The organism is Pseudomonas sp. NBRC 111127 (assembly GCF_001320345.1).
Lineage (GTDB): Bacteria > Pseudomonadota > Gammaproteobacteria > Pseudomonadales > Pseudomonadaceae > Aquipseudomonas > Aquipseudomonas juntendi.
This window is the reverse complement of record NZ_BCBD01000150.1, coordinates 1-13,219: the sequence shown is the minus strand read 5'-3', so window position 1 is coordinate 13,219 and position 13,219 is coordinate 1. Positions and strand designations below refer to the sequence as shown.

Genomic DNA, 13,219 nt, shown 5'->3' with positions numbered 1-13,219 from the left:
TCAGCCTCACTGAGACCGCACAGCCTGATCATGCGCTCGAGGTCGACACGCCCTACCTGGTTCATGCTGACAACCAGTGCATCCTTAGCCGATTCAACGTGGCGTATTTCTTCCCGTGGGCTCATCACTCGGCGCGAGAAAATGGCGGCTTTATCCGCAGAGGGATTGCGCGCCGGTACACCATGCTTTCGCGCCATGTCTGCCGAAACGCCGCGATCGTAGTTGCTTTCCAATGCGTTCAGCAGGGGATATTCAGGATCTTCCCCCATCGCCAGGCGGTTGGCCTGGCTACTCAGATGACCATGGCGGCGAACGTACTTGTCGTAGAGGCCATTCAAACGGCCTCGCAAGTTGTCCAGATCCTGAGGATCAACGGATTGCTCAGCATTCATCAAAGCGCGCAGCGCGTCCCGCACCTCGATCATTCCACGAATTCGCTGGCCAGCTCGCTCTGTTTTAGGGGTTATGAACTGGTAGTCGTGGGTTGCGAGCTGATCAGGCAAGCGGCGAGCCAGCTGGTCGTCGGCGGTAACAAAGTAGGAGCCCACCTTGGTATTCGCGGGGAGGTCGACCTCGGGCTTCCCTTCCTGACCTGGTTCGCCTTCGCCAGTTGCGTCAACTTCGAGGTTGCGCATAGCACCTGCAGGCAATACTTGAAGCCTGGCGGTGATCGCCGCTGCCAGGTCCTGGCCTGGCTCGGCCAGTAAATCAGCGGCGTCGCGGCGCATCTTCCCAGTAAGGGCCATGCGGCCGGCCATTTGCGCAGGATTGTCGATGAAATACTGGTTGATCGTGATCGGCTCACCGGTTTCGCGATCTCGTATTTCACCGACATCCACCCAGCGCCGCTCAGGCCTATCACCTGGCATCGCCTTCTGGAAGAACACAATGTCAGTTGTCACTTCCGTTAGCGCATTTTCTTTGAACGCTGTGTTGGGTAGGCGAATCGCCCCCAGGAAGTGAGCCGTATCCGCGATATGTTCCCGCGCCTTGCTGTTGGCGGCATCGAGGAAGTACCGACTCACCACCGCTCCCATCACACCACCGGGTTTGAGCGTGTTGAGCGATTTGGCCAAGAAGTAGTTGTGAATCGAGAAGCCTGCCAATTCGCGGTGATGCGGGTCATATAGCGATTGCGATCCGAAGGGGGGATTCGCAACGCAGGCATCGAAGTATGCGCTTGGGATAGCCACATCCTGCAGCCCACGATTGATGAAGGTAGACGACGGATAGAGATGGGCGCCGATTTGCGCAGTGAGCGGGTCAAGCTCGATGGCAGTGATGCGGCTGTTGCGCCGCATTTGGGCCGGCATCAGGCCGATGAAATTGCCGGTGCCGGCAGCTGGCTCCAATACCTTGCCGCCTTCGAAACCAAGGCGCTCCAGTCCCTCGTAAATGCCAGCGATGACGGTGCTTGAAGTGTAGTGCGCGTCCTGAGTGGAGCGCCTGGCCCTCTCGTATTCATCTTGGCCCAGCAAGGTGGACAGTTCCTGGTACTCGGTTCGCCAAGCATCATTTCGATGATCGAAAGCCTGCGGCAGCCCACCCCAGCCCACATACCTGACCAGTGTGGCTTGTTCATCGGGAGTAGGGCCGCGGCCTTCCTTGTGCAGCACCTGCAGCAGCTGTAGGGCAGCGATATTATCGCGGAATTTCGACTTCGCTCCGCCGGAACCTAGTCCGTCCGCGCTGCTGATCGCGTAGTCAGTAGGTGTTACAGGTCCGTTTCGATCTCCAGCATTGCCAGGATCTCGTGCTCTGTCAGCCCCTGCTTGCTCTCCACCGGCAGGCTGTTGATGGCTGTCAGTTCCAAGGCTTGCTGATCCAGAAGCCGGCTGAGCAATTGCAGCTCGCCCTGCAGCTCCAGAGACTTGAGGCGTTCTGGATTGTTCAGAGCCCAGCGGTCGAGAATCTTCCAGCCTTGGAGGCTGAACGACGGCGACTGGCGGATCGATGCGAGTGTCTGCTGGCTCAGGACTCGCGCTGAGATTTCCAGGGGCTGTGTTTGATTGGTGATCATAATGGCGGTCTCCTTGGTCTTCGTCGGAATCGAGGCCAGCTTGTAGGTCCTCGATCGTATCTACCGTCTCTTGAAAAGCGAAATCGAACGTCATCTGCCCCTGATTTTCTGGGGTCTGCCGCCGTTTTCTAGGCATTGCCGTCGCCTCCTATCTCAGTTTGTATAATAGTCATTATACAAACTACTGAAAGCGCGACAATGCGAGTCTCTAACTCGCTGTTTTTTAAAGGGTACTATCAGTAGCCCGGCTTAGGTCGCCTCAAGAAATCACCCTGGCTAAGGTCGGTCGGGTACTTGTGACGGTATTCCGATCGGATGCCATCCAGCTCGGCATGCTCGCTGGGGGCCGCTCGACGCACCAACATTTTCCCTTCGATCATTTCCAGATTGTAACTGAAGCCCCGGATCTCCTCGGGAGTCCAAACTCGCTCGCGCTCCTGGGTGATGCGCTGTCGGCCACCTGCAGGTGCGCAGTCTCCTTCGGAGAGACGACGCGCATACAGTTCCGTGCCGTTTCGGCTGAATACCTGCAGCGTGTCGACCAGGTTGTCTGCTTCTAACCGTTCTACGGTTACCGGCAGACCTGCGTAGGCCTGGTCATGCTTGTCTCGATTTGACCAGCGGCCGAAGCCGTTGGACTCGCGCTGAAGCTCGTAGCGCATATGAATGCTCATGCGACTGACCAGAGGGTCCACGGCCAATACCCGGGCTTCGACGCGATACCCTGCAGAGTGAAGGCGTGAGCAAAGTCTTGCGAGGCTGTCGGGGTCACGCATGGTGCCATCGATAAGCAAGTTTCGGCGATTCTTTATCGCCAAATTGGTCAGCTTTACCGACCAGGCGCCGGCATCTGGATGAGTGCGATCCGCGGCCATACGATCGTTCTCGCGCATAAGCTGCAGGTACTGCGGATGGTGCTTGCGCAGCTCATCGGCATCAACCTTGATGGTGTTGCCGCCAAACTCATCCAGCGCTCTACTGCTGAGCCCGGCCTTACCTGCACCAGGTTGGCCCCCAAGGAGCACGGCCGTTGGTTGATTGACAGGCTTGGTAGTGGAGAGTGCCAGCATGGCGATGTCGTCGAAAATGGCATCATGCTCAACGGGGGACAGCCGAAATTGCGACTGGTCGTCCTTGGGAAACGTCATTTGCTGTCGGTGTCCTTCCTTGATACCTGCAGCGATTGCCTGAGCTTCGATGCGCAGCTCGCTGATAGTAAGCCGACCGTCTGTTAGCCCTACGGCCTTTAACATGCCTTGTAGGGAACTGCGGGTACGGTCCCACGCTTTACCGAGGAACGAACGCTCCTCCTCGGCGACAAATGCGAAGACCTCTTCCGCACGATGAATGTCCGGGAGCTTGGCATAGTGCTCGTCGACGTACGCCCATATATGGGCTAGTGATGGTTCACCGCGCGTTTCAAGAACGCGATCCAGGAACTCTCGCTTTTCTTCGGGATTGAAGGTGTTGAGCCCATAATGCCCGAGGAGCTCGTGGCGCAGCGCTCGCTTGACGGCCCCTTCATCACCCATATTGGAAGCGGCAAGGGTAAAGAGGGCTCTTGCTGGGTGGTAGGCTGCGTCGATTCGATATCCGATTTTTTCTCTTGCGGCGTCGGGTCCATAAATTTCCTCCTGCGTGGCCTTGATGATAGCAGTCACGCCTATGTGACCACGATATTCAGCCATGAATCGATCCACTATCGACTGGGCCTGAGCAACGGTTAGTCCGACCTGTTCGTGAGATGGCATGAGGTTACCCCTCAAACCGATGCTTTGACGATCGGCCCGTAGCGCTCGATCGCGTGCGCTACCGCCACTGAGTCGTCAATGCGGAGTCGAGACCGCTCAACCACGAGCTCAGCTTGCTCGGCCCGAAGCTGATCAATCAAAGCCTGATTCGGAGCGCCCTTGCTGCGCTCGGCGTGGATATCACGGGCTTTGAGGGCGATCATGTTGCCTATGGTTTCCATCGCTGCCTCAAAGGCCGCAAGCTGTTGGTCCGTCCACTGTGCCGGCATGGCATTGTCCTTCTTAGCTGGTTTCGAGGCTTTGTAGATCAAGGCGAGGCCAAGCATCATAAATAATGCTGACTGAAACCCTTCATTCAAGGGTCGAAGTTCGTTGAAGTGATAGTTGACCGCCATGGCCAGGCCCACTATTAGACTCAGCGCCCCGACTAGGAATCGCACGATCCGGTTATTCATCGCTGACCCTCGCGGCGCTGGCTTTGACCAAGGCCAGCTCGTATGAGCCATTCAGCACCGTCATCAGCTGTTCTGCAGTTGGTGCGCTTTGGCACCTGAACAGCACAATGGCCAAGTCTTTGAGACCACGCGCTCGATTGATGCTGCGGGTCGCTACAGCCCGTAGATCATCGGTGTCATAGACATTTGCAAATGCCACACCCTCGGCACCTGTAATTTCCACCGTGCGGTTGATCGAGGCTTCCACTGCCGGCGGCAAAGCAGGTTTGTGGTCTGCGTCCACCAGCATCAGGGAAACGATGAAAGGCACCGGATCGCCAGCATCACTCTTGGCAAAGTAGGCCGGGACCACCTTCATTTCGGTCGCGTTAAACATGATTATCCCTACCGTTTGACGTCGAGCGCCAGAAAAGGCCCTTTGAAGCCTACCTGCTCGTCAACTGAGCTGAATGCTGCGATCCCCTTGGCCCGTTCTTTAAGCCACCGATCGAACACCTTGCGAGCTTGCTTGTCATCGACACGAACCAGTTTGCCATCTTCAGCGAAGAACACTGGCATGCGGAACGTATTGCTTTCGTCAACCGAAATGGCCATTTCAAACCATTGGTTGTTCCCCTCGGTGACTTTGATGAATTGGGTGTGCATCCCCTGGATCACTTCCCTATGTTCACCAGGTTCCCTCGGTGCGCCTGATTCCTGGTCGCAACCGGCCAGTAGGATCAGCAGCAGGATCGATAGTGTGCGACGGATCATGAACGTTCTCCTTCTGCCCACCCGGGCGGGTAGGCAGGGTATGTGATTGACGCTTCTAGAACTGGAGATTCAGGAGCCAAAGCCCATGCGTAATAGCCGGTGCCCTCGAAATAGAGCACGGGCTGACCCTCGACCTCGCCTATGACTGTGGCACCGGCAGAGAAGGACTTAGGCAGGTCGCCCAGGCGCAGCGTTGGCAAGTTGAAGGATGCTTGCAACACATCGCCATGCTTGTAGAGGTTGCGCGCAGCTGCATCACCCCAGGCGGATCTGTCCCGTGCAATGGTTCTGAACCTCATCCACTCGAGCGCACTTAGGGCACGCATATGCTTGAGCACCAGATCCTGGAATTCCTGTTTGTGGGCCAACAGCTGCCTGTCGTGTTCGGTCAAGAATTCAGTGTTCATTCAGCTTGCCTTCTTGCCGAAGTCGAATTCCACTTTCCAGCTATCCCGGTTGAGCTTCAGGTGAGCGGTGAACGGACGCTTGTCACGGTTGAGAAAGCCCGAGAGTTTCTCCGTCATTCCGCTCGAGAACAGCGCTTGCGCTTCCGCGGCACTCAGCGGCCGACTGGCGATGACTGCACCGACCTTGAACTGGCAAGCTGAGCATTGGAAGTGTCCAGGTACCGCTGCAATCTCACCTGAGCAGCGCGGGCATTCAAGCTTGCCGGATGACATCGCCGGTACTGCAGGCGCTGAACGGTCTGCATTGCTCGGTGCCGAGTCGAATACGAATGTCGTTTTACCTGTGGCGGTGTCCAGCTTCAGCTTCGCGGAAAACTTCGACTGCTTTTGACGGCTCACGAACCCTTTGATGACTGGTGTTTCACCTTTCACCAACAACAGCTCGATCTGGCCTGGAGTAAGTGATTTACCCGAAACCTCGTGCCAAAGCACGAACTCGCAGCTGGAACACACGGTTCGCTTGCCCCGGTTCTGCAAAGCACTCTTACAGTTAGGGCAGGGAACGCCTTCGCCGGCTGTGGGCGGGAGAGGTGTAATAGAGGCGGCCTTGGCAGTTGCAACAACGTCCCGAACGAACTCCTCTGCGTAGCGCATGAAGTCGCTCAGACTCATGGCCCCGTCTGCGACTTGATCCAGCGAACGTTTGAAAGCACCGGCTTGCGCGGGATCCTTAACGCGCATGGGTAGCGCGTCAATCAGGCTCCTGGCTTCGGGGCTGGTCATGAGCTTTTTGCCCTTTCCTCCCGCCGGCACGAACAAGCTGCGCCGCTTCATGTCGGCGATGATGCCTGCACGGGTGGCTGTAGTACCGATCCCCTCCCCTTCTTTGAGCCGCTTTTTCAACTCCGCATCGTCTACGTACCGATGCAAGTTCTTCATCGCATCGAGCAGCATATTGTCGTCGAAACGCGGGGGCGCGGTGGTTACCTTGCCTGTCGCATTCACTTCCAGCCACTGCAGCAAATCACCCGACTTCACGTCAGGAAGTTCACCCTCTGGCCCTTCTTCCTCGGCAGGCGCACCGTCCAGCGGCGGAGGCTCTTTGTACACAGCCTTCCAACCTTGATCGGTTGGGCAGACACCCGTTGCACCGAAGACCTCGCCAATTTGAACGCCAATGCGCAACAGCATCGAGCGATACCGGTAATCGGCAGCGAACTGGGCAAGATAAGCTCGGACCACCATGTCATACACGTTCCGCTCAGCCTCGGACCAATCAGCTGAATTGACTGGATTTTCCGGGGTTGACGGGATGATCCCGTGGTGCGGGGTAGGCTCGCCCGTGGGGGTACGCATTTTCGCATCATTAAAGGCTGCTGATTTGCGCTCAGGGTCCAGCTCACGAGCAATAGCCAGCAGATCTGGCCGCAGCTGCATGATGCCAGCGATCACGCCGGGGGCTTCGGCATGATGAGCTTCAGAAAGGAAGCGCACATCGGTGCGAGGATATGTCATGACCTTGTAGGTGTCGTAGAGCTTTTGAGCAGCCTCCATCACCTCGTCACCGGTGTAGCCGAAGCGGCTGAAACCTTCCATTTGCAGTTCATTCATGGACAAGGGAAGTGGAGGTTTTTTCTTCTTGTCAGTGATCGAGTGCTCGATGATCGAGGCTTCCCCGGGCACGCCTTCCTGCAGGCGAGCAACAAGCTGTTTCGCAACTTCCTCGTCTACCAGCCGACCGGATTCATCCAGGCCAGTCTGGTCTTCTTGTGGCAACCAGCGGCCGCGAATCTCAATCCCGGCGCTGGTCGTGAATACGGCGGTGATGTCTTGATAAGGGACAGGTTTGAAAGACTCGATCGCGCGGTCGCGCTCACGGACTACGTAGAGCAAAGGGCTCTGCACGCTACCAACGGGCAACAGCCCTTGGTGACCCATGTCGCGCCCCCGAAGGGTCATCGCCCGCGTACCGTTCATGCCCAAGAGCCAGTCGTAACGGCTCCGAGCAAGCCCCCACAACCGCCATCCCCTGAACAGCGGATCCGAGTTGTCACGCATGTTAGCGAGTGCCTCGCGGACCTTGCTGGGGTTGTAGTCGTTGATCAAAACCCGTTTAACAGGCTTGCGGCAGCGGAAGTACTCAAGCGCCTCATCCACCAGGCTTTGTCCCTCGCTGTCGGGATCGCCGAGGTGGTACACAACGTCACACCAGGCCAAAAGCTCCTTTAGCTTGCTGAGCCGGGGCCGTTTGCGAGGATCAGGCAGAATTTTCCAGTTTTGTTCTGATGGGATAATCGGCAGGTCCTCCATCCGCCAAATTTTCCGACCCTTGCCTGTTTTAGGCAGATCGTCAGGCAGATAGTCATCAGGCGTCGCCTGCTGAAAGGCATGCCCATCCAGCCAGACGCACCAGTCATTACCGTGTTTTGTCCAGCCTGCCCCACGGTCAGAAGTGTGTCCATTGAGCACAGGGAATACACCCTGGGACAGCTGGGATTCTTTCTCAGCTATCCAAAGAATTTTTTCCATCAACCCTCCTTACCCTTGAGCCTGGAGCCGCTTGGAGCTACCCAGCGACCGGTGTGGTTTGCCTTGCCTTGATTCCGTAGAATAGCTACCATACGGAAAAGCATAAACCATCACGGGTCATTACGGAAGGATTGCCTAATGGTTCCAATTCCTGCACCACCGCCTGATGTCGCCCAAGACCTGGTGCCTGCCTGCATGGTGCAGGCCGCCCGGGATTACAGCCTGCCATTGCGCGGCCTAATCGCTGTATGGCTGACCGAAAGCGGCAGCGGCGAACCATTGAAGAGCCTTAATAAGAACGGGACGGTCGATCACGGACCTTTTCAAATCAACACGGCTTGGGCAAACCGTCTGCAAAGCGAGTTCGGCGTAGCCCCTGAGCTCATCACAAGTGATTTCTGCTGGGCGGCTAGGGCCGGCGCTTACATCCTTCGGTATGAGATCAACCAAGCCGGCGGGAGCTTCTGGGATGGCGTAGGCCATTACCACTCAAGAACTCCCAAATTCAAATACCCCTATATACAGCGCGTATATAACAACTCATTGCGATTCTAGGAGGCACTATGGCGCGCAATAACCAAGTCGAATCGGACGGCATGTGGGCAGTGTGGCTGCTCATGATCGCAGTTCCTGTGGTATTCGGCTGGATGTGTTGGCACCGTTGGCATGGCACCATTAGCTATTGGGGTTTGAAATGGGCTTGGTACCAATTGGGCGTGTTCGACTGGTCATTTATGCCAGATCAGATTCGCCAATGGCGATACGAAGCGGCCCAACTTGCGATGAACCCCTCGCAAGTAAAATTCGCCGACTTGCTACGCCTACTCAATATTTCCGGCTACTTTTTCATTTTCGCCCCTATCTTGTTGGCACTGCGTGGATTCCGCGCGGCGCATCGCCATTCAGCCAACAAAACCCGCCGGGTTATCACTGTAGAAACACTCCCATGGGTCATGTCTAACCATTCGCCGGCAATCATTCCGTCATTGTATTACGGTGATCCGCATACACTGCTTTTGAATGATGACCCTCCTGAGCACAGAAGTGCGATCCACCCAGAAGAGTGGGCTTTGCAACATGGCCTCATTGTCAACCGTAGGCTTGATCGCGAGCGTTGTCGGGAGCTGTTGGTGAAGGACTTGGGCAGTCCGATCAAAAGCCTGAATGAGCTGAGCGTTACTGAGCGGGCACTGTTCGCCGTCTTTGGTGCCCGGCTGTTATCGGATGGACGCGATATGAAGAAAGCCCAGGAGTTGCTGGATGCTCTCAATCGTTCTTGTCACCACAACACTCATGAAGGGAAAAAAGGCTATCCCGACTTGAGCTTGGCCGAAGATGCCTTCAAGAAATACGCCGCGCACCCAGAGGCTCAAGCCTGGCTGAATAAACACCCCTATCCCAGAACGATGCTGTATGCCATGCACGAACAAGCGAGTAACTTGGGAAAACTGCCTTCGTCACAGTTTCGTTGGCTGAAAGGTATGGATCGTCCTTTGTTCTACGCCCTCAATTTAGGAAAGCGTAAAGCTCCGCTTATGGAAGCTGGAGCAGTCTATACGCAAACCCACTGGGAAAGTTTTGCCGATGACACAGGTTATAGGCTAACCGAGCCATTTATCGAAGATGCAATCGACGGGGTTGAAAAGTACTTGGCCAAGCTTGGTCTCGTCGACCCGAACACAGGAGATAGCCAATGAAAAACCGAGACAAGATCCGTCAATACGATAACACTCTCCACATTCATTTCGGCTCGACGGGTGAAGAACGGAGCGTCTCGTTGTTGCCGCTGGAGCGCGGCCTGTCGCTGAAGCGAGAGGGTAAGCAGCTCCTCGTGACGAGTGCTTTCGGTGGGAAACTGGAGCAGGTCGTTCTCGAGTCCTTTGGCACCGAACAACTGGCCTCAGACGCCTTTGAGGCGCTCCAGGCAGCGATCGTCTCGCATGGGCTGCGCCGGCGCTGGTCCTCCCGGGCCAAGGGCATTGTGAAATGGGGAATCATCCCAGCTTTCGCAGTGATCTTTGCTCTCGGGCTGAATATGTTTGCGGCCAAGCTGACTGGCCTGCAGGCTCCAACCGAGGCCCAGTACGATCCTGGCATCGGCACTCAACCCCCTGCGCCGGTTTTCACACCCCAGCGCACACAGCCATTGCAACAGCCCGCTCCTGACCTCGCCAACATCCCAGGGCTGCCCAAGCCGGCAGACCCGAAAGTCGTCAGGGAGGCGATCAAAGCCGGGGTAGCCACGGGCAAGTACTCGGTGAAGCTCTCCGAAGGGGCAAAAGGGACTGTCTACATCTTCTCCGATCCGTCATGCCCCCACTGCCAGAAATTCGAGCCTGAGCTCGAACAACTCGCCGCGGATCATACCGTTGAAATCTTCCCAGTATCGGTGATCGGTGGCGAAGGCTCAGCCAAGCCAATCGCGCAGATGCTTTGCGCCCCGGTCGAGCAGCGCGCATCAATGTGGAAGGCCATTGCAAAGGGGCGTCCGGTTGAAGGGCCAGTATGCGAAGAGGGCCTTACCCATGTGAGGGCAAACGACCAGGTCTTCCGGAAACTGCAGTTCTTGGGTACCCCAACTGTGATCAACCAACAGGGCGCTCAGACGCCGCTTACTCTACCCAACCAGGCGGCAGCTATTGCCCAGTGGCTGGAACAGACCCAGGCTCAGTAGGAATCGCTCATGGGGAAGTACGTTAGATACAGTGACGAGTTTCTCGATCGAGTCCGTAAAGACGCGGATTTGGTTGGGTTGATCTCGCGTGACATCACACTGAAGAAATCCGGTAAGAATTTCAGTGCCTGCTGTCCGTTCCACAAGGAAAAGACGCCGTCGTTTAGTGTTTCCCCAGAGCGGAATTTCTACCGCTGCTACGGATGTTCAGCTAAGGGTGACGCGATCACGTGGATGATGGATCACCACCACCTCCCCTTCCCTGATGCCGTTGCAGCGGTTGCCGAGTTTTCGGGAATCCAACTTCCCGAGACGAGCCAGGCTACTCCGGATGACCAAGCCCGGAATGCTGAAATGGCAGCCATGTATCGTGCCCTCAAAGACGCCCTGGCGCTCTACATGGGGGGGATTCAGAGGAATGTGAAATCGTTTGGTTATCTGACCCAGCAACGCGCTCTGACGCCCGAGACAATCGAAAAATATGGGCTGGGAACCGTCGGTACGGGAATTGCGGATCTTCTGCTTAAACGGCACGAACGACAAACCCTTATTGACTGCGGCCTTGTCTGTGAGGCTGAGGATGGCCGGCTATTCGACAGATTCCGTAGCCGGATCATGATCCCTATTTACAACCAGGCAAGCGCGCTTATTGGGTTTGCAGGGCGGTCCGTGGTCGAGAAACCAGACAGAACGCCGAAATATATTAACTCTCCTGAGACAAAGCTGTTTCGTAAGGGTGAGGAGCTATATGCCTTCCACATTGCTCGGCAATTTATTCGAGCCAGCAAGCATGCAGTAGTGGTTGAAGGTTTTTTTGATGTTATCAGCCTCCACCAGGCAGGCGATCCGCGCGCCGTGGCTCCCATGGGGACGGCTCTAACCAATACCCAAATGCGCCGGCTTTTTCAGAATGCAGATACGGTGACCTTCGCCTTCGATGGCGATAAAGCGGGGCGTAATGCAGCATTGAGATCATCTGCAGTTGTTTTAGAAGAAATGCGTGACGGAACAAATGCGCAATTCTTGTTCCTACCAGAAGGCACTGATCCGGACAGTATTATTCGTGAACATGGTGTCGACTATTGGAAGGACATGCTGACCCAGGCACAGCCCCTCAGCCAGTTCCTCACTGATTTCGTATGTCATCGCCTAGATAACAGTATTCCGGAATCCCAAGTTAAAGCAGCGGAACGAGGTCGAGCCGTAATTGCCCGGATCCACGGTGCTGCACTTTTCAAGAAAGCGCTTAGCTTGCAATTTGAGCGCGCTATTGGCATTTCCTTGAGCGCGTAGGAGACCATAATGGCTATCGATTCTCAACACGAGATCCAAGCGGGACGTTTGTCCAGGGACACCCGGTCAGGCTGGACCCGATTCATGGTCTCGCTTCACCGGCCCAACAACTTCAAGCTTGCGATGCTCGCACTTATTGGGCTGATGGTGTATCAACCGGCCGCATGGCCAGTGTGGATACTCGTCATGTGCATGATGGTAATGTCATTCAACGATCAGCGATTTCGAATGCCATTGCGGATGCCTAAAGACATCGGCGGCAAAGATCGAACTGATTATTACGAGGAACTGGTCGAGCAAAAAACATTATGGGGCTTATTCAAGAGCTCTAGAACGTTTCGCAAGCTCCTGGCTGCAGGTGGCATTATGTACCTGGGTTACTTGCGTACGCCAAACGCAGAGGGCATTGCTCGAAGCGAGGACGAAGGTCGAGAACTTTGGCTCAATAATTCTGACTGCCGTACGCATATGTGGATTCCAGGAACCACCGGCAGTGGCAAAAGTGAAACTCTCATGGCGTTGTTCTTCAACGCTCTTTGCTGGGGGTCGGGTGCTTGCTACGCCGACGGCAAAGCAGACTCTAACCTTGCGTTTTGCCTATGGTCGCTCGCCAGGCGCCTTGGCCGTGAAGACGATTTCCTAATTCTCAACTATTTGACGGGGGGTATGGACCCCTTCGACAGCATGGTGGCCCGCGAGAACGGTAAAGAGTGGACCTCAGATTTTAGGGCTCAGTCGAACTCGCTGAATCCGTTCGGTGATGGTGCGGCCGACTTTTTGCTGCAGCTCCTGGCGTCGCTGCTGCCAGCGGCGAGTGGCGATGGAGCAAAGTGGCAGGAAAAAGCGATCAACATGGTCGACGCAGTGATCAGGACGCTTTGCTACAAACGAGCCAGGGGCGAGATTGAAATTTCTGTCGCCACTTTCCGCCATTATCTCGCGCTCAAGAATCTGGTCGAACTTTACAAAGAGGGTCAACAGGGATTGATTCCCGAGACTGCCTATCTTCCGATTAAAGCTTACTTTGAGACAGGCCTGCCGGGCTTCAACCCCGATCTTGTGGACGATCCCTCCAAATGGGATGCCGAAGTATTCAACCAGCATGGCTATTTGACTGGCCAATTCTCTCGCATCTTCTCCATGATGATGGATACCTATTCGCATGTGTTCAGCGACAAGTATCCTGAAATCGACATGATGGATGTATTGCTCAACGATAGGCTGCTCGTGGTGATGATTCCGAGCTTGGAGAAATCAGCCTCCGAAGCGGCATCGCTGGGGAAACTCTACATCTCGTCCATCCGCTTGATGATGGCTCAAAACCTCGGCTACAAACT

Annotated in this window: 12 protein-coding genes and 1 pseudogene; 5 read left to right on the top strand and 8 right to left on the bottom strand. The window is 55.7% G+C overall.

Annotated elements, in window-relative coordinates; all coding sequences use genetic code 11:
- The 8 genes from APH30_RS21785 to APH30_RS21750 form a co-directional block, all read right to left on the bottom strand.
- Positions 1–1,616 (bottom strand): Eco57I restriction-modification methylase domain-containing protein (locus APH30_RS21785; RefSeq protein ID WP_156326596.1); only part of this gene is annotated, 1,616 nt, incomplete at its 3' end.
- Between the two features lie 98 nt (positions 1,617–1,714).
- Positions 1,715–2,020 (bottom strand): hypothetical protein, encoded by a 306-nt coding sequence (locus APH30_RS21780; protein WP_054913746.1) that lies wholly within the window; start codon positions 2,018–2,020, stop codon positions 1,715–1,717.
- 236 nt (positions 2,021–2,256) lie between these two features.
- Positions 2,257–3,708, bottom strand: coding sequence for a zeta toxin family protein (locus APH30_RS21775; RefSeq protein ID WP_254176693.1), 1,452 nt, complete (start codon positions 3,706–3,708; stop codon positions 2,257–2,259).
- A gap of 74 nt (positions 3,709–3,782) precedes the next feature.
- The gene (locus tag APH30_RS29335) at positions 3,783–4,226 is read right to left on the bottom strand and encodes a hypothetical protein (RefSeq protein ID WP_218186816.1); all 444 of its coding nucleotides are present in this window, start codon (positions 4,224–4,226) and stop codon (positions 3,783–3,785) included.
- On the bottom strand, positions 4,219–4,602 hold the full coding sequence (locus APH30_RS21765; protein ID WP_054913744.1) for a hypothetical protein: 384 nt from the start codon (positions 4,600–4,602) through the stop codon (positions 4,219–4,221). The genes APH30_RS29335 and APH30_RS21765 overlap by 8 nt, the downstream gene beginning before the upstream one ends.
- Before the next feature lie 8 nt (positions 4,603–4,610).
- A complete protein-coding gene (locus APH30_RS21760) occupies positions 4,611–4,979 on the bottom strand; it encodes a hypothetical protein (RefSeq protein WP_054913743.1) in 369 nt (122 codons plus the stop codon).
- On the bottom strand, positions 4,976–5,386 hold the full coding sequence (locus APH30_RS21755) for a hypothetical protein (RefSeq protein WP_054913742.1): 411 nt from the start codon (positions 5,384–5,386) through the stop codon (positions 4,976–4,978). The genes APH30_RS21760 and APH30_RS21755 overlap by 4 nt, the downstream gene beginning before the upstream one ends.
- On the bottom strand, positions 5,387–7,915 hold the full coding sequence (locus tag APH30_RS21750; RefSeq protein ID WP_054913741.1) for a type IA DNA topoisomerase: 2,529 nt from the start codon (positions 7,913–7,915) through the stop codon (positions 5,387–5,389).
- 138 nt (positions 7,916–8,053) lie between these two features.
- On the opposite strand from APH30_RS21750, the gene APH30_RS21745 reads away from it, so the two are divergent.
- From APH30_RS21745 to APH30_RS21725, 5 genes and pseudogenes are all read left to right on the top strand, one after another.
- Positions 8,054–8,470 carry a lytic transglycosylase domain-containing protein gene (locus APH30_RS21745; RefSeq protein ID WP_054913740.1) on the top strand — a complete coding sequence of 139 codons (417 nt, stop codon included), beginning with the start codon at positions 8,054–8,056 and terminating at the stop codon, positions 8,468–8,470.
- 8 nt (positions 8,471–8,478) lie between these two features.
- Entirely contained in the window at positions 8,479–9,612 is a 1,134-nt protein-coding gene (locus APH30_RS21740) for a hypothetical protein (RefSeq protein ID WP_054913739.1), read from the top strand.
- Positions 9,609–10,589, top strand: a complete 981-nt coding sequence (locus tag APH30_RS21735) for a DsbC family protein (protein WP_054913738.1) — start codon at positions 9,609–9,611, stop codon at positions 10,587–10,589. The genes APH30_RS21740 and APH30_RS21735 overlap by 4 nt, the downstream gene beginning before the upstream one ends.
- Before the next feature lie 9 nt (positions 10,590–10,598).
- Complete coding sequence (gene dnaG / locus APH30_RS21730; RefSeq protein ID WP_054913737.1) at positions 10,599–11,882, top strand: DNA primase; 1,284 nt, start codon at positions 10,599–10,601, stop codon at positions 11,880–11,882.
- Between the two features lie 9 nt (positions 11,883–11,891).
- A pseudogene (locus APH30_RS21725) lies at positions 11,892–13,219 on the top strand (hypothetical protein); the annotation flags it as partial.